The sequence below is a fragment of the Streptomyces sp. B8-7 genome, assembly GCF_058833805.1.
Window position 1 is genome coordinate 380346 of the sequence record NZ_JBYRRL010000003.1, and the last position, 15918, is coordinate 396263.

A 15918-nucleotide genomic window follows, 5' to 3' on the forward strand; every position below is an offset into this window, starting at 1 on the left:
CCTGTGTGGGACGAACCGACGAGGTCACGGAGCTCGTCGGGACAGTGCAGCGCCATCGTCTGGTGACGCTGGTCGGGGTCGGCGGCGTGGGCAAGTCGCGCCTCGCGGAACAGGTGGCGGAGCACCTGCCGGCCCGCGCCTTCGACGCCGTGTACGGGGCCCCGCTGTGGTCGTTGAGCGGCCCGGCCCTGCTGCCCGCCGTGGTCGCCGACGCCTGCGGACTGTCCGACCACTCCCCCCGGGAGCCGCTCGACGCGCTCGGCGGCTGGATCGGCGACCGCAGCGTGCTGCTGGTCCTCGACTCGTGCGAGCACCTGGTCGACCACTGCGCCGCCCTGGTGGCGGAACTCCAGGCCCGGTGCGGGAAGCTGACCGTCCTCGCCACCAGCCGGCAGCGGCTCGGGCTGGCCGGGGAACGGGTGCACCAGGTGGCGCCGCTCGCTCCGGACGCGGAGGCCATGGAGCTGTTCACGTCCGCGGCGGCCGACGTCGGCGTCCACTGGGACGATCCCGGGGACCTGGTGGCCGCCGTCGAGGTGTGCCGCCGGCTGGAGGGCATTCCGCTGGCCCTGCGGCTGGCGGCGGCTCAGCTGCCGCAGCGCCCGGTGCGGGTGCTCGCGGCGACGCTCCGCACCCGGCTGTCCCTCACCGCACCCGCCGACACGGCCGCCCGTCCACTGCGCCACCACGGCCTGGGTACCACGATCGGGTGGAGCCACGAACTGTGCGAGCCCGCCGAACGGCTGCTGTGGGCGCGCCTGTCCGTCTTCCGGTGCGACGCGACACCGGAGGCGGTCCTGCGGGTGTGCGCGCACGGGCCGCTGCCCTCCCGGGCGCTCGCCGGAGCGCTCGCCGGGCTGGAGCGCAAGAGCCTGGTGTCCGTGGCCCGGGGCCGGGTCCGCATGCTGGACACCGTCCGCGAGTACGGGGCGATGTGGCTGGCCGAGCTCGGCGAGAGCGACGCCGTCGCCGACCGGCACGCCGGGTACTTCGCCGACGTCGCGGCGACGGCGGACCGGAACTGGTGGGGGCCGCGGCAGGCCGACGCCTACACCGCGCTGACCGCCTGCCACGAGGACCTGTGCGCGGCGATGGAGCGCCTGCTGCTCACCCGTCCGGCCGAGGCGGTGCTGATGGCGGGCCGGGTCGGCTTCTTCTGGGCCTGCTGCGGCCGGCTGCACGAGGCCGGCCACTACCTGGAGGAGTTCACCGGGCTGGTCGCGGCACCGTCCGAGGCCGCGGCGAAGGCACTGTGGGCGCTGGGCGTCGTACGGACGCTGCAGGGCGACCACGAGGCGGCGGCGGCGCTGGGCCGCTCGGCGCGGGCCGCCGCCGTGACCGCCGGGTCCTCCGTGCTGACGGCGGACGCCGGATACCTCCAGGGGCTGGTGCTGCTCCTGCAGGGCCGGCCGCTCGCCGCGCTCGACGCCGCCGACCGGGAGCTGTCCGGCGGTGTGGGCAGCCAGGCCGTGCGGGCGCGGTGCCTGCTGGTGCGGGTGTTCGGGCTGACCGGGTCGGGGCAGCTGGAGCAGGCGCGGGCGGAGGCGGAGGCGCTGCGGGAACGGGCCGTCCGGGACGGGGAATGGTGGACCCGCTCGTACACCGACCACCAGCTCGCCGTGATCGCGCTCTACCAGGACCGGCCCGACGACGCGCTCGGGCACGCCGAGGAGATGATCCGGGGCAAGCAGCGCATCGGCGACGTGCTCGGGCTCGCGCTCGGCCTGGACGTCATGGCGGCCGCACTGGCCGCGCGAGGGGCGGGACGGCTCTCGGCCAGGGCGTACGGCGCCGGGCAGGCGCTGTGGGAGACGGTGGGGCAACCGCAGCGCGGAACACCCGAACTGGCCTCCCTGCGCGACCGGTCCGAACGCTCGGCGCGGCAGCTCGCCGGGGACGCCGTGTACGACGAGGAGTTCACCCGGTCCCGGCTCACGGATCCGCAGGCGACGCTGGCGGCCCTCCTCGGCGAGCGGTGACGCCCGCCGGAGGCACCTCGCCCGCACGCCCCGGCCACCGCCGGTCACCCGGACCGCGGCACCGGCCGCTCCCGCGCCGTCACGGCCCGCCGGGACCCGCCGGCCCGGGGGCCGGGGGTCCGGGGGCCGGGGGTCCGGGGGCCGGGGGTCCGGGGGCCGGGGGTCCGGGGGGCCGGGGGTCCGGGGGCCGGGGGTCCGGGGGGCCGGGGCCGTGCGGCGCGGGGCCCGCGGGCGGCCCGGGCGGTCAGCGGCCCGCGGCGGCGAGCGCCTCGTCGGCATCGGCGACCAGCGGCACCGTCAGGCTCACCCCGGTCAGGTCGAGCACGCGCCGCACGGCGGGCCTCGCCCCGATGACGTACACGCCGCCGGACCGGCGGACCTCCTGGTACACGCGCAGGATGATGTTCATGCCGGAGGAGTCCATGAACGGTACGCCGGAGAGGTCGAACAGGACGTGGCGGCGGCCGTGATGGAGCTGGTTGGCGAGATGGTGCTGCAGCTCGGTCGCGGTCGCCGCGTCCAGGTCCCCCTCGACCGTGAGCAGTACGGCGTCCTCGCGGGGCAGGTCGACCTTCACGGACAGCGGATGGTGGACAGCGGGATGGTGGACAGCGGACACAGGCCCTCCCACAGGCACTGGGTTCGGGGCGGCGGCCGGCCCCGGTGGACGGATGTGCTGTGTCGCGGCGCCCGTGCGCCGCGACGTCGGCTCGGTTCCCGCACCCCGGCCGGGCCGGCCGCCTCTGCCCACGGGGTGTGTGGCACCACTGGGGGTTCGGCGGACGGCTCACGTCCGGATGCACCGCGCGCGTCGCGCTCCGCGCCCCTGAGGGCGCCGGGCGGGCGGCCGGTGCGGGCGCACGGCAGGTCTCAGACGGCGCCGGGCTCCAGCAGTCCCGAACGCAGACGCCTGATGATGCGGCCGATGAGCCGCGAGACATGCATCTGCGAGACCCCGATACGGGTGGCGATCTCCGCCTGGGTGAGTTCCTGGACGAAGCGCAGGTGGATGATCCGGCGGTCCCGCTCGCCGAGTTCGGCGATCAGCGGGGCCAGCGAGCTGAAGTCCTCGACGCGTTCCAGGGACGGATCCTCCTCGCCGAGCCGGTCCGCGAGCACGGTCTCCGCGCCGCCCTGCGCGGTGGTCAGCGCCGCGTCCAGGGACGACGTCCGGTAGCAGTTGGCCGCCTTGCGCGCTTCGACGACGTCCTGCTCCGGCAGGGACATCAGCTCGGACAGTTCGCGGGTGGTGGGAGTACGGCCGAGCCGGCAGTGCAGCTCGTCCGTGGCCTTCGCCAGCTCGACGCGGGCCTCCTGCAGGCGGCGTGGCACATGCACGGCCCAGCTGGTGTCGCGGAAGAAGCGTTTGATCTCGCCGACGATGTACGGCACGGCGAAGGTGGTGAACTCCACCTCGCGGGCCAGGTCGTAGCGGTCGATGGCCTTGATCAGACCGATCGTCCCGACCTGGACGACGTCCTCGCGCGAGTCGCCCCGCGCCTTGAAGCGGGACGCGGCGTAGCGCACCAGCGACAGGTTCATCTCGATCAGAGTGTTGCGCACGTACTGGTACTCGTGCGTCCCCTCCTCAAGGACGTCCAGCCGCTCGAAGAAGCGCCGCGACAGTTCCCGCGCGTCCTTCGGCTTCACCGCGGCGGGGTCCTCCACGAACGGAAGCCCCGCGCCGTCCGCCACCGTCGTCGCCTCCGCCGTGGCCGTTGCCTGTGCCGCCGTCACGGCTGCCATGCCGCCCTCCCAGTTCCGGAACCGTTTGACATCCCCCCGACTGCCCTGCTTCCCGGGAATCACTCCTGCGGGATGCGGGAACCCGCTCCGGCCGCCGCCTGTGGCCTGAACTCGCCCCCGGTGCGGGCCCGTTGCCGTGGCCGGGCGGGACCTGGCCGGAGCAGCGCCGCCGGCGGCAGCCGTCAGGGCCGGCGCCAGGGCCGCTGCCGGATCAGGCCGTTTGCGCCCCCTGGCACGGGGCAGGCGGAGTTGCATGCTGCACACCCGAGGCGCCTGAGCGGCGGCCCGGCCTCGCCTGCCGGGCGCGCCGGCCCGCCCCGCACCGGTTGCCGGGGCGTCACCCGGACTCCGCCCCGCCTCGCATTCCTTCACATCAGCATCCCGTCGCCACCGCACCATCCTCACCTTCGCGTCCCCCGCACCTCTGCGTTCAGGAGCTTGCGCGCATGCCGACAACCCCGACGACGCCGATAGAGCCCACGACGCCCACGACGCCGACGACGTCCGCACCCGACACCGGTTCCTGCGTCCGCACGCCGCGGCCGCGCCGGCACCCGCACGACGACGCGCCCGACACCGGGGCCGTCTTCGCCCGGCTGGGCGCCCTGTCCGACGGGCCCGAACGGGATGCCGTCCGTGAGGCCCTGGCCCAGGCCTGGCTGCCGATGGCGCACCGCATCGCCGGCCGGTTCCGCGACCGGGGCGAGTCCCTGGAGGATCTGCGCCAGGTCGCCGCGCTGGGGCTGGTGAAGGCCATCGACCGGTACGAGCCCGGCCGGGGCGCCTTCGAGAGCTACGCGGTGCCCACCATCACCGGGGAGGTCAAGCGCCACTTCCGGGACCGCATGTGGGCGCTGCGGGTCCCCCGCCGCGTCCAGGAACTCCGCAACAAGGTGCGGCTGGCCCGCCGCGAGCTGCTCCAGACGTCCGGCGGCGCCGAGCCCTCCGCCGCCGAGATCGCCGCCCGCGCCGGCCTCACCGAGGACGAGGTCGCCACCGGCGCCCGGGCACTGGACAGCTACCGCACGCTGTCCCTGGACGCCGACGCGCAGGGCGACGACGAGAGCTTCCGTCTGGCCGACACCCTCGGGGTCCGGGAGGAGGCGTACGACGTCGTCGTCGACCGCGAAGCGGCCAGGGCCGGGCTGGCCCGCCTGCCCGAACGCGAGCGCGCCATCCTGTACATGCGGTTCTTCGAGGACATGACGCAGAGCCGTATCGCGGACCGGCTGGGCATCTCGCAGATGCACGTCTCCCGCCTCATCCACCGCAGTTGCGCGCGCGTCCGGGAGGAGGCGCTGGACCGGGGCGGCGCGGGGCAGGGCGGCCGCGGGGGCAGCGCCTCCGGCGGGCGCGGCAGGGGCGCCCGGCGGGCGGCGGCCGGGTGAGATCCGCGCCACTGCACGGCCGGTCTCATGGTCGCGCACCCGGCCGCTGGGCGAGACTCGCAACGACCACGACACGAGCGGAGGAGGCGGCCAAGTGGCGCAGCCGAGGGTGCCGACGACCACGACAGCACTCAGACCCGGCGGCTTCCGTACCCCCTCGGACGGCGCTGCGACCGTGTCCGGGCAACGATGAGGCCCGCCGGGCGGCACGACCTCACCTCCCCCGGGGTCCCGCCCGACCTCGCACCCCGGGTCGCGGCCGGGGCGGCATCCGGCCCCGCGCGGGACACCGGACCCGGCATCCCGTCCGACGACGGCGCGGCTCACCGGACGGCCGCCGTGACCGGCTCCGTGGCCGGTGCCGCGGCCGCCCGGGACCAGGTGCGGTCCCTGGTGCGGTCGCACTGGCGGGGGCCCGAGGGCGAGGCGAGCGAGACGGCGGTCGTCGACCTTCTCCTCGTGGTCTCGGAACTCGTCAGCAACGCCATCCGGCACGGTGGCGGTCTCGCCCGGTTCGAGGCCGCGCTCGTCGCCGACGGGGTGCGGCTGGAGGTGCACGACCACAGCGACACCGTCCCCGCGGCCGCGTTCGGCCCCGGCAGGCTGCCTCTCCCGCACGAGGGCGGCGGCTACGGCTGGCCGCTGATCATCCGGCTGACCCGGGAGATCCGCGTACGGCGCCGGCCCGGGGGCGGCAAGACCATCGACGTCCTGGTCCCGCTGTACTGACCGGTCCCGCTGTACTGACTCGTCCCGCTGTACTGACCGGTCCCGCCGCGGTACTGACCTGCTCCCGCCCGCGGGGCCGGGCGGCTCTCCGACGGCACGGCGCCTCTCGGCGGCCGCGGGGCCCGCCGGGTCCGACCAGGTGGGCGGCAGGCCGCTGAGCTGACGTTCCCCCTTCTCCGTGCTCCCCGGCCGCGGGACGCCCGCAAGCCGGGGGGGGCGCCCCGGGCTACCGGTCCGCGCACCGTCCGTGCACGCCGGGTCCCGAGGGTGGGCGGGGTGCGGCCGGGCGGCGGTCAGGGGCTGTGGTCGAAGAGCAGGTCCGGTGCGTCGCTGCCCCGGTGGACGTAGGCGGTCAGCCGCCGTCCCGCCGCCGGCTCGGCCGCGGCGTTCGGCGGCAGGGGGAGCGCCAGCGACCGGTAGAGCTCGCGCCGGTGCAGGTCGAAGGCGACCTGGAGCAGGACACCGTACTCACGGCAGGTCCGGGGCAGCAGCCTGCCCCAGGCGGCGGCCGTCCCGGGCAGGGCCAGCAGGGCCCAGGGCGTCCAGTACACGGCGGGCAGGGCGAGCAGGCACCAGATGCCCGCGGCCACCGCCTGGTCCAGCCGGTACCGGGCGGCCCGCAGTTCCTCGCGCAGCACGTCGGGGAGCACGGTCCACAGGTGCGGCCAGAGCAGGACGGCGTCCAGGCCGTACTTGTGCCAGGGCTCTGCCTCGGCGGCGCGGAGGATGTTGCCGACACGGGTCGGCATCATGAGTCCGGGCTGCCGCGGACTGAACCGCAGGGCCACCTCCAGCCGGGCGTGGTCCAGCCGTTCCGACGCGGTGAGCGGGGGCGGAGGAGGGGTGGCCGTGGGGTCGCCGACGAGGCGTCGGTGCAGTTCCTGCCACCGCGTCCGGCGTATGTCGCGGCGCTCCTGGTGCCGGCGCCGCAGCCGGTCGGCGAGCGGCGCGAGGGCGCCGGGCCAGTAGCCCTCCAGGGCCCGCAGGACGGGCAGCGTCGCCCGCGCCACGAACAGCGCCGATCCGGCGAGGCCGGCCAGGCAGATCAGCAGCAGCGCGATCTGCTGGCCGGCGCGCAGATCACCGACCCTGTTCAGCTCCGCGGACAGCGCGGCCCCCGGGTGCGGCCGTCCCAGGGACCACGCCGTCAGCATCGCCAGCCAGTACACCGACGCGGCCAGGCCGGCGGCCAGCAGGCGTTCGGCGAGCTTCCCGGCGGCGGCGCCCCAGAAGGCGGTCACGGCGCCTCAGCCCTCGGCACGGCTGAGCAGCCGGGAGCAGCCGCGGCAGCGCGGTGTCTCCTCGCCCAGGTAGCTGCGCCACCAGGTGCCCGGGCTGGGGCAGTTCGCGGTCCGGCACTCGAACCGGACGGCGTCGGCGATGCCGGCGGGGTCACCGGCGAGCGGCTCGAAGCCGGTGCCGCCGGGGGCGCCGCGCTCGTTGCCCCCGTCGAGGTGCCGGGTGACCCAGTCACGGACCCGGGGGTCGGCGGACAGCGCCCGGACGAGCGCGTTCCGCCTCGGCGCTCCGGGCGCAGCGGCCAGAGCCCGCCCGATCCCCGCGGACGCGGCGGGCGCGTCGGCACCCAGCAGCGCGGGCAGCAGGGGCAGGACCTCCCGCGCGACCCGCTCCATGGCGTCGTCGTCCCGCATCTGCCACCCATCCGCACGGCCGGGTCATGGAACGTCATCGTCTCATGAACCAGGGCTGTGCGTACGGGAGTCGGCGGCCCGCGGCACGACGCCCCGCGCCGGCCGGGAGGTCCTCGCCGCCGGGTGCCCGAGGGCGACGGTGGCGTCCGCGTCGGGCACGGCCGCCATCACCTCCTCGTCGTGGTGGTGCGGGGGAGCGGCGGTCGCGGCCGGCCGGGCCGACGGGGGACCTGGCTGCGTCCACCGTGCCGGTCCACCGTGCCGGTCCGGCGTGCTTCGCCGCGGGCCGGTACCGGTCGGCGCGGACGCCGCGGTCGAGCGGCCGGCCGGAGTGGTGCTGCCCGGCCGGCACCCGCGTTCGCCGGTGTGCGGGCCCGGCAGGACGCCCGCCCGCGCCCCGCGGCGGGCGGCCGCGCAGAGCACGCCCGGTGCGGGTCGGGACCGGATCACGCGGGAGACTGCTCCGCTTCGCCGAACCGGGCGAGGGCCAGGGCGCCGGTGATGGACAGCGCGAAGCCGGCCACCGCCAGCCAGGCGAGACCGTGCCGGGTGCTGTCGCCCAGAAAGATGACGCCGTAGGCGGCGGGAAAGAGGGTCTCGCCCATGACCATGGCGGCGGTCGCGGCGGTGACCGAGCCCGCCTGAAGGGCCTCCACCAGCAGGAGGTAGCCGGAGAGCCCGGACAGGACCACGGCGTACGCGGCGGGATCGGCGAGGATCCCGGGCACGGCCAGGTCCGGCAGCAGCCGGGCGGCGATCGCCACCAGGCCGAAACTCAGTCCCGCCAGGGCGCCCAGTACGGCAGCCCGGTGAGGGATGCCGCCGGAGCCGCTGCTCACCACCCGGCCCACCACGACGAGCGCGACCGAGCCCGCGAGCACCGCCATCCGCATCGTCAGGTCGCCGTCCCCGCCCTCCTCCCGTCCCGCGGCCAGCGCCATCAGCGCGAGGCCGCAGCACACCGCGCCCACCGCCGCCCACTCGGGCCGGTGCAGCCGCACGTGCAGCACGAGCGCGGCGCCCACCGCCGTCACCGCCAGGGACCCCGCGACCGCCGCCTCCACCAGGAACAGCGGCACCGAGTGCAGGGCGAGCAGTTCACAGCCGAACCCGAGGGTGTCGAGGACGATCCCGACCAGGAACGGCCACTGCCAGGTGGCCCGCACGGCCGCGCCGGGTCCTCCTGCGGCGACGGCCCGGGCGCCGAGGGCCTGGAAGACCGTCGCCGTTCCCATCAGGGCGGACGCGCAGAGCGCGAGGAGCAGGCCGAGTGCCATGCCCGCACGCTAGCGGTCCCCGCCCGCGGCGGACGGGAGGCACACGCCGGGCGGCGGGGGCACGGCCGTCCCCGGCGTCGGACGCGTCCGAGGCGTCGGCCGTGCCGGGACGTCCTTCCCGTGCTTCCCGTGCTCCCCGCGCCTCCCGCGCCTCCCGCGCCTCCCGCGCCTCCCGCGCCTCCCGCGCCTCCCGGAGGGTGTCGGGGACGGTGTCCCGGACGTCATACCCAGACTTCCGGCCCCCCGCCCCGCCAGTCGATCAGCGCCGAGCGGGCGACGTCCATCTCGTCCCAGTCCTGCAGCCCGGCCTCCTGCAGGAAGGCGGCGATGTCGAGCACGCCGTAGGCGATGCCCACGAACCGGTCTCCGACCCGTACGCGCCGGCCGCCGTCCTCACCGGGCGCGTACACGACGACGGGATGCTCTGTGGTCATGGTGGCCAGCCTGCCGCCGCGACGCGCGGACTGCCCGGTGGGTGGGCCGACCGCGTGGCCCGCCGGGCGCGCGGGACGGGTCGCTCCCGGCCTCCCGGCGCCGCGACCGATCCGCGGTCCCGGCGGGAACGGATGACGCACCGCCTTCGAGCGCCGTCCGGCCGGAGGCGCCCCCTGCGCCCGGGAGCCGGCCGAGTCCTCGGCGACCGCGGCCCGCCCGGGGCCCGCCGTCGCGAACCGCGCCCCCGCCCGCCCTGCGCGCCCCGGTACCGCGGCGCATCGGCAGGGTGCGGCAGGACCGCCCCGCCGGGCCCGACCCGGCCCGGACTGCACGGTCCGGGCTGCAACGGTCCGGGCTGCAACGGTCCTGGCTGCACGGCCGGCCGCTGCCGCGGTGGGCGCTCGCCGCGTGCCGCGCGGCCGTCGCCGCGCTCGGCGGTACGGCCGTGTGGCGGCACCGGCAGGCGGAGGACGCCGGGGCCGAGGCCTGGCGGGCCACCCGGACCGCCGACGCGCTCGGCGCTCGGCCACGGCGAGGACGGCGGGACCGGAAGTACTGCCACGGCCGCGCGGCGCCGCGCGGTCCGGGGTGCGGTGGACGGCCGAACCGGCCCTTCTCGTCCGGCAGTTCACACACACGAGGCGGGTGTCCGAGCGCTTCGTGACCGGCGGCCTCCGGTTCCCGGCACCTTTGGACATGAACTCTCGTATAGTGACTGTCAATTGATCAGCTCCGACAACCGCCCGGACAACACCGTGCATTCTGTGCCCTCTTCCACCCTGCCTTCCCGGGCTCTCGCGCCCTCTCCTGCTCTCCCGTAGTTCGCCCGTGCCTTCCCGGACCACATCGAGGCCGCATCGCTGCGGCTGCCCGAGGACCTGACTGATGACCGCGCACGCCAGTTCCGGCGACCGACCCGCCCTACGACCCCTGCTCCTGACCGCGTCGGCGGCCGCGGCCGTGTCGGCCCTCCTGGTCGCCTGGACGGTGTCCGCCGCACCGCAGTCCGCGCGCACCCCGCTCGCCTGGGGCGGAGGCATCGGCGCCGCCCTGCTGTGCGCGGCCGTCACGGTCGCCGCGCACGGACTGCGGGCCGCCCGGACCGCCCGGACCCGGGCCGACGTGCTCGGCGCCGAGGCGGCCCGGCTGGCCGCGGAGCGCGAGGCGCTCGGCGTGCAGTGGCGTCGCCGGCAGGAGCACCAGGCGCAGCAGGCGGAGCACCAGCGGGCCTTGCTGGCAGGCGAGTTCGACCGGGAGCGGGAGCGGCTCCGGCAGGAGGGGCGGGCCGAGCGCGAGCGGCTGGAGCAGGACGTGCGGCGGCTCGCCGCCGAGGCCGACCGGGCCGCCGCCGACCGGGCCGCGGCGATCTCCGCGACCGCGAACGCCGCCGCCCGGATGCAGGCGCTCGCCACCGGCACCCTGGCGGACCTGCGCGCGATGGAGGAGCGGCACAGCGACGAGGACGTGCTGGCCGACCTGCTGCACCTGGACCACCGCACCGCACAGGCCGGCCGTCTCGCCGACTCCGTCGCGGTCCTCACCGGCGCGCGCTCCGGGCGCCGTTGGGCCCGCCCCATCCCCATGGAGTCCGTGCTGCGCGGCGCGATGGGCCGGATCAGCGGCTACCAGCGGGTGCGGCTGCACGCTGTGAGCGGGGCGGCGGTCGTCGGCCACGCCGCGGAGGGCGTCATGCACGCGCTGGCCGAACTCATGGACAACGCGGCCACCTTCTCGCCGCCCAGTGCCGAAGTGCACGTCTACGTCGAGGAGGTGCCGACCGGCGTCATCGTCTCCGTCGAGGACAGCGGGCTGGTCATGAGCGAGGTGCAGCTGCGCCGGGCGGAGCGGGCAGTCGCCGGGGAGACGTCCGAACTCGGCGGCCTCACCGGCACCCGGCTGGGTCTGGCCGTCGTCGGCCGGCTCGCCCGCAAGCACGGTCTGAAGGTCTCCTTCCGGCCCTCCGCCCGCGGCGGCACCGGCGTGCTCGTCCTCCTCCCGCAGAGCATCCTCGCCCAGGCTCCGGCGGCGGCCGCCGTACGGCCCGCCCCGGACACCCGGCCGCCCGCCGCCGGCCCCGCGGAGTCCGGGCGGGCCGGGCAGAACCCGCCGGCGGCGCCGCGGACCGCGCACGGCCGGGCCGGGCAGGACCCGGCCGGACCAGCCAAACCGGCCGGACCGGCCGAGCCCTCGCCGGGCCGGCTGCCCAAGCGCCGCCGCGGCCACACCCTGGCCGCCGCCGAGCGCTCCCGCGCCCGCGACGACGGCCCCCGCCCCGCCTCCGCCGGCGACCTCCGGGCCGGGGCGGCCCGCTTCGGAGACTTCCGCCGCGCGGTGCGTCCGGCGGGCTCCGCCACCGAGACCACCGGCAGCCATCCGCGGCCGGCCCCGCCCGACGGACCCGGCGCCGGCCCCCGGCCGGATGCGGCGTCCGACGACCGCGACAACCACCACCGCTCCCCCGCACCGGCCGACGGCCCCGACGCGCGCACCCGGCCCGGCGCGCCGTCCCCCGACGGACCGGCCCGTTCCTACCCGGAAGGCGACCCCACCTCATGACCGGCACGACCACCGTCGACGAGAAGCTCACCTGGCTCATCCAAGGGCTCCTCGAGCGCACCCCGGGCACGCGGCACGCCCTCGTGCTCTCCCGCGACGGGCTCAAGCTCTGCCGCACCAGCGAGCTGACGGTCGACCAGGCGGACCAGCTCGCGGCGATCGCGGCCGGGATCCAGTCGCTGTCGCACGGCGCGTCGGTCGAGTTCGGCGACGGCAGTGGCGGGGTGCGCACGTCGATGACGGAGTTCTACGGCGGCACGCTGTTCATCGTCGAGGCCGGTGCGGGCGCCCATCTCGCCGTGGTCACCGCCGAGGACGCCGAACCGGGCCTGGTGGGCCACAACATGAGCGAACTGGTGGAACAGCTGGGCGAGTACCTGACGGCCCCGCCGCGCACCTCATGAGGCGACCCGGCAGGGACGACGCTCCCGACCGCCTCTACACCCTCACCGGGGGCCGCAGCAGCTCCGGTCCGGACAGCCCCTTCGACCTGGTCACCCTGGTGGTCGCGGAGAGCGAACCGGCCCCGGGGATGCCGTCCGAGCACGCGGCGATCCTGCGGATGGCGCAGGCGCCGACGGCCGTGGTGGAGATCGCCGCGGAGCTGGGGCTGCCGGTCAGCATCACCAGGATCCTGCTGTCCGACCTGTTCGCCGCGGGCCGCGTCAGCGCCCGCCACCCGCGTGTGTCCCCTCTTCCCGATCCCGAACTCCTGGAGCAGGTGCTCGTTGGACTCCGCAGCCTCTGACGCGCGCACCCCGCTGGGTGCCTCCGCCGACAACGGACTGAAGATCGTCGTGGTGGGCGGGTTCGGCGTCGGCAAGACGACCATGGTCCGCTCCGTCAGCGAGATCCGTCCCCTCAACACCGAGGAGACGATGACCCAGGCCGGCGCGGCGGTCGACGACCTGACGGGCGTGGGCGGCAAGACGGCGACGACGGTCGCCTTCGACTTCGGCCGCATCACCCTCGACGCCCGCAACGTGCTGTACCTGTTCGGTGCGCCGGGGCAGGAGCGGTTCTGGTTCCTGTGGGACCGCCTGTTCACCGGCACGCTGGGCGCCGTCGTCCTCCTCGACGCCCGGCGCATCGAGGACTCCTGGTACGCCATCGACCGGCTGGAGGCGCACGGCACCCCGTTCATCGTCGCCTGCAACGACTTCGGCGGGCCCCGGCACTCCGAGCCGGAGGTCCGCGAGGCGCTCGACCTCGCGCCCGCGGTGCCGGTCGTCACCTGCGACGCCCGCTCCCGGGAGTCCAGCAAGCAGGTGCTGATCGCCCTGGTCCAGCACATCCGGGAGGGGCTCGCCGACCGGGCCGCCCGTACCGCCTCGTCCCTGCAGGAGACCGTGTGACCCCCGAAGCCGTCCCGCTCAGCGGCCCCCGGTTCCAGACCGAGCCGGCCCAGCTGTACCGGGAGATCCGCCGCGACCACGGACCCGTCGCACCCGTCCTGCTGGACGGCGGCGTACCGGCCTGGCTGGTGCTGGGCTACCGCGAACTGCACCAGGTCACCGGGGACCCGGGCCTGTACAGCCGGGACTCGGCCCGGTGGAACCAGTGGGACGCCATCCCCGACGACTGGCCGCTGCTGCCGATGATCGGCCGGGACCAGCCGTCCGTCCTCTACACCGTCGGCGAACGGCACCACCAGCGGGCCGGAATGATCGGCAAGGCGCTGGAGCAGGTGCGGCCGTCGCTGCTGCGGCGTCTGTCCGAGCAGTTCGCCGACGAGTTGATCGACGCCGTGTGCGCCGTCGGCTCGGCCGACCTCGTCGGACAGTACGCGATGCTGCTCCCGGTGCGCGTGCTGGCCCGGCTGTACGGCTTCTCCGACGACGAGAGCGCCGGCCTCGTCACCGCCCTCAACGACATGATCGACGGCCGTGAGCGGGCGCTGGACGGACAGCGGCACCTCGCCGCGTCCATGGCCGCCCTGGTCGCCGAGCGCTCCGCGGCACCCGGCGACGACGTGGTCTCCCGCATGCTGGCCGACCCCGGCGGCTTCAGCCAGGAGGAGATCATCCAGGACCTGATGGTCATGACGGCCGCCGGCCACCAGCCGACGGCCGACTGGATCGGCAACTCGCTGCGTCTGATGCTCACCGACGACCGGTTCGCGGCGTCCCTGTTCGGCGGCCGGCACAGCGTGGCCGAGGCGATGAACGAGGTGCTGTGGGAGGACACCCCCACCCAGAACGTCGCCGGGCGCTGGGCCACCCGCGACGCCCGGCTCGGCGGACGCCACATCCGGGCCGGCGATCTCGTCCTGCTCGGCCTGCAGGCCGCCAACTCCGACCCCCAGGTGCGCACCGACGCCTCCGCGCTGACCGGCGGCAACAGCGCGCACTTCGCGTTCGGTCACGGCGAGCACCGATGCCCGTTCCCGGCGCAGGAGATCGCCGAGGTGATCGCCCGGACGGCGATCGAGGTCGTGCTGGACCGCCTCCCCGACGTCGACCTGGCGGTCCCGGCCGACGCGCTGACCCGCCGGCCCTCGCCCTGGCTGCGCGGCCTGACCCGACTGCCCGTGCGGTTCACACCCACCCCTGCCCTGGGAGGCAACCGACCATGACGACCGGCACCGCGGACGCGCGGATCCCCCTGGACCCCTTCGTCGGTGACCTGGACGGCGAGAGCGCGAAGCTGCGGGCCGCCGGGCCCCTGGCCGCGGTCGAGCTGCCCGGCGGTGTCCCGGTGTGGGCGGTCACCCGCCACGCCGAGGCGAAGGCCCTGCTGACGGATCCCCGGCTGGTCAAGGACATCAACCGGTGGACCGCCTGGCAGCGCGGGGAGATCCCGCCGGACTGGCCGCTGATCGGCCTGGCCAACCCGGGCCGCTCGATGCTGACCGTGGACGGCGCCGACCACCGCCGGCTGCGCACCCTCGTCGCGCAGGCCCTCACCCCCCGCCGGGTGGAGGAGATGCGCGCCCGCATCACCGAACTCACCGAGGGCCTGCTGGACGCCCTGCCGGAGGACGGCGGCGTCGTCGACCTCAAGGCGGCCTTCGCCTACCCGCTGCCCATGTACGTGGTGGCGGACCTGATGGGCATGGACGAGGGCCGGCTGCCCCGGCTGCAGGTGCTCTTCGAGAAGTTCTTCTCCACACAGACACCGCCCGGGGAGGTCGTCGCCACCCTGACCGAACTCGCCGCCATCATGGCCGAGACCGTCGCGGCGAAGCGGGAGGCGCCGGGCGACGACCTGACCAGTGCCCTCGTCCAGGCCTCCGAGGGCGGCGACCGCCTCACCGACGAGGAGATCGTCTCCACGCTCCAGCTGATGATCGCCGCCGGGCACGAGACCACGATCTCCCTGATCGTGAACGCCGTCGTGAACCTCTCCACGCACCCCGACCAGCGGGCGCTGGTGCTGTCCGGCGAGGTGCCCTGGCCCGCGGTGGTCGAGGAGACACTGCGCTGGTCCACCCCGACCTCGCACGTGCTGATCCGGTTCGCGACCGAGGACGTCCCGGTGGGCGACGGGGTGATCCCCGCGGGGGACGCGCTGATCGTGTCGTACGGCGCGATAGGCCGCGACGAGCTGGCCCACGGGCCGTCGGCCGGAGACTTCGACGTCACCCGCGAGGCCGGCACCCGGCACATCTCGTTCGGGCACGGCCCGCACGTGTGCCCGGGCGCGGCGCTGTCCCGGCTGGAGGCCGGCGTGGCCCTGCCCGCGCTGTACGCCCGGTTCCCGGACCTGGACCTCGCGGTACCCGCCGCCGAGCTGCGCAACAAGCCGGTGGTCACCCAGAACGACCTGTACGAGCTGCCGGTGCGGCTCACGCCCTGACGGGCCCGGCACCGGGCGGCCGCCGCACCGCCCCCCCCCGATGGTCCGCCGTCGCCCGTGGGGCGGACGGTCCGTACCCCGCCCGGGGCCGGGAGGCCGGTACGGCCGGGCGGTCCGCTCCGGCGCGGCCGTCCCGGCCTCCCGCGGGAGCGGACGGCGCGGGGCCGCGAACGGGCTCCGGCGCCCCGGGCCGGACGGCCACGAGCGGGGCCTCCGGTGCCTGCGACGCCGGGCCGCGGAACCGTCCGGCCTCCCCTCTCACCCGATTTCTCACCCGATCGGGTGAAAGTGCGCTCCGTGCCGGCCGGGGCCGCATGCCGGGCCCGGACGGGGGGATGACAGAGCCAGGCGGTTCCGG

15 protein-coding genes are annotated in these 15918 nt (G+C 76.1%); 9 read left to right on the forward strand and 6 right to left on the reverse strand.

Going from position 1 to position 15918, the window contains the following annotated elements:
- The first annotated feature begins 5 nt into the window (after window positions 1-5).
- Window positions 6-1979, forward strand: coding sequence for an ATP-binding protein (locus AC5K6T_RS16985; protein ID WP_493209909.1), 1974 nt, complete (start codon window positions 6-8; stop codon window positions 1977-1979).
- A 244-nt stretch (window positions 1980-2223) separates the two neighbouring features.
- On the opposite strand, the gene AC5K6T_RS16990 is transcribed toward AC5K6T_RS16985, so the two are convergent.
- Window positions 2224-2598, reverse strand: a complete 375-nt coding sequence (locus tag AC5K6T_RS16990; RefSeq protein WP_493209910.1) for an STAS domain-containing protein — start codon at window positions 2596-2598, stop codon at window positions 2224-2226.
- A gap of 251 nt (window positions 2599-2849) precedes the next feature.
- Window positions 2850-3725 (reverse strand): SigB/SigF/SigG family RNA polymerase sigma factor, encoded by an 876-nt coding sequence (locus AC5K6T_RS16995; protein WP_493209912.1) that lies wholly within the window; start codon window positions 3723-3725, stop codon window positions 2850-2852.
- Between the two features lie 446 nt (window positions 3726-4171).
- On the opposite strand from AC5K6T_RS16995, the gene AC5K6T_RS17000 reads away from it, so the two are divergent.
- Both AC5K6T_RS17000 and AC5K6T_RS17005 read left to right on the forward strand, forming a co-directional pair.
- On the forward strand, window positions 4172-5113 hold the full coding sequence (locus tag AC5K6T_RS17000; protein ID WP_493209914.1) for a SigB/SigF/SigG family RNA polymerase sigma factor: 942 nt from the start codon (window positions 4172-4174) through the stop codon (window positions 5111-5113).
- Window positions 5114-5452: 339 nt separating this feature from the next.
- A complete protein-coding gene (locus AC5K6T_RS17005) occupies window positions 5453-5842 on the forward strand; it encodes an ATP-binding protein (RefSeq protein WP_493209916.1) in 390 nt (129 codons plus the stop codon).
- 293 nt (window positions 5843-6135) lie between these two features.
- Here AC5K6T_RS17005 and AC5K6T_RS17010 read toward each other — a convergent pair whose 3' ends face one another.
- From AC5K6T_RS17010 to AC5K6T_RS17025, 4 genes are all read right to left on the reverse strand, one after another.
- On the reverse strand, window positions 6136-7083 hold the full coding sequence (locus AC5K6T_RS17010) for a hypothetical protein (RefSeq protein ID WP_493209918.1): 948 nt from the start codon (window positions 7081-7083) through the stop codon (window positions 6136-6138).
- A gap of 6 nt (window positions 7084-7089) precedes the next feature.
- Window positions 7090-7494 (reverse strand): hypothetical protein, encoded by a 405-nt coding sequence (locus tag AC5K6T_RS17015; RefSeq protein WP_493209920.1) that lies wholly within the window; start codon window positions 7492-7494, stop codon window positions 7090-7092.
- 446 nt (window positions 7495-7940) lie between these two features.
- A complete protein-coding gene (locus AC5K6T_RS17020; protein WP_493209922.1) occupies window positions 7941-8771 on the reverse strand; it encodes a hypothetical protein in 831 nt (276 codons plus the stop codon).
- Between the two features lie 221 nt (window positions 8772-8992).
- Complete coding sequence (locus AC5K6T_RS17025; RefSeq protein WP_493209924.1) at window positions 8993-9205, reverse strand: hypothetical protein; 213 nt, start codon at window positions 9203-9205, stop codon at window positions 8993-8995.
- Window positions 9206-10091: 886 nt separating this feature from the next.
- On the opposite strand from AC5K6T_RS17025, the gene AC5K6T_RS17030 reads away from it, so the two are divergent.
- The 6 genes from AC5K6T_RS17030 to AC5K6T_RS17055 are packed head-to-tail and all read left to right on the forward strand — an operon-like array spanning window position 10092 to window position 15560.
- A complete protein-coding gene (locus tag AC5K6T_RS17030) occupies window positions 10092-11762 on the forward strand; it encodes an ATP-binding protein (protein ID WP_493209926.1) in 1671 nt (556 codons plus the stop codon).
- On the forward strand, window positions 11759-12166 hold the full coding sequence (locus AC5K6T_RS17035; RefSeq protein WP_493209928.1) for a roadblock/LC7 domain-containing protein: 408 nt from the start codon (window positions 11759-11761) through the stop codon (window positions 12164-12166). The genes AC5K6T_RS17030 and AC5K6T_RS17035 overlap by 4 nt, the downstream gene beginning before the upstream one ends.
- On the forward strand, window positions 12163-12510 hold the full coding sequence (locus AC5K6T_RS17040) for a DUF742 domain-containing protein (protein ID WP_493209929.1): 348 nt from the start codon (window positions 12163-12165) through the stop codon (window positions 12508-12510). The genes AC5K6T_RS17035 and AC5K6T_RS17040 overlap by 4 nt, the downstream gene beginning before the upstream one ends.
- Window positions 12491-13117 carry a GTP-binding protein gene (locus AC5K6T_RS17045; protein WP_493209931.1) on the forward strand — a complete coding sequence of 209 codons (627 nt, stop codon included), beginning with the start codon at window positions 12491-12493 and terminating at the stop codon, window positions 13115-13117. Before AC5K6T_RS17040 ends, AC5K6T_RS17045 begins: the two co-directional genes overlap by 20 nt.
- Complete coding sequence (locus tag AC5K6T_RS17050) at window positions 13114-14337, forward strand: cytochrome P450 (RefSeq protein WP_493209933.1); 1224 nt, start codon at window positions 13114-13116, stop codon at window positions 14335-14337. Before AC5K6T_RS17045 ends, AC5K6T_RS17050 begins: the two co-directional genes overlap by 4 nt.
- Complete coding sequence (locus tag AC5K6T_RS17055) at window positions 14334-15560, forward strand: cytochrome P450 family protein (RefSeq protein ID WP_493209934.1); 1227 nt, start codon at window positions 14334-14336, stop codon at window positions 15558-15560. Before AC5K6T_RS17050 ends, AC5K6T_RS17055 begins: the two co-directional genes overlap by 4 nt.
- Window positions 15561-15918: the final 358 nt, after the last annotated feature.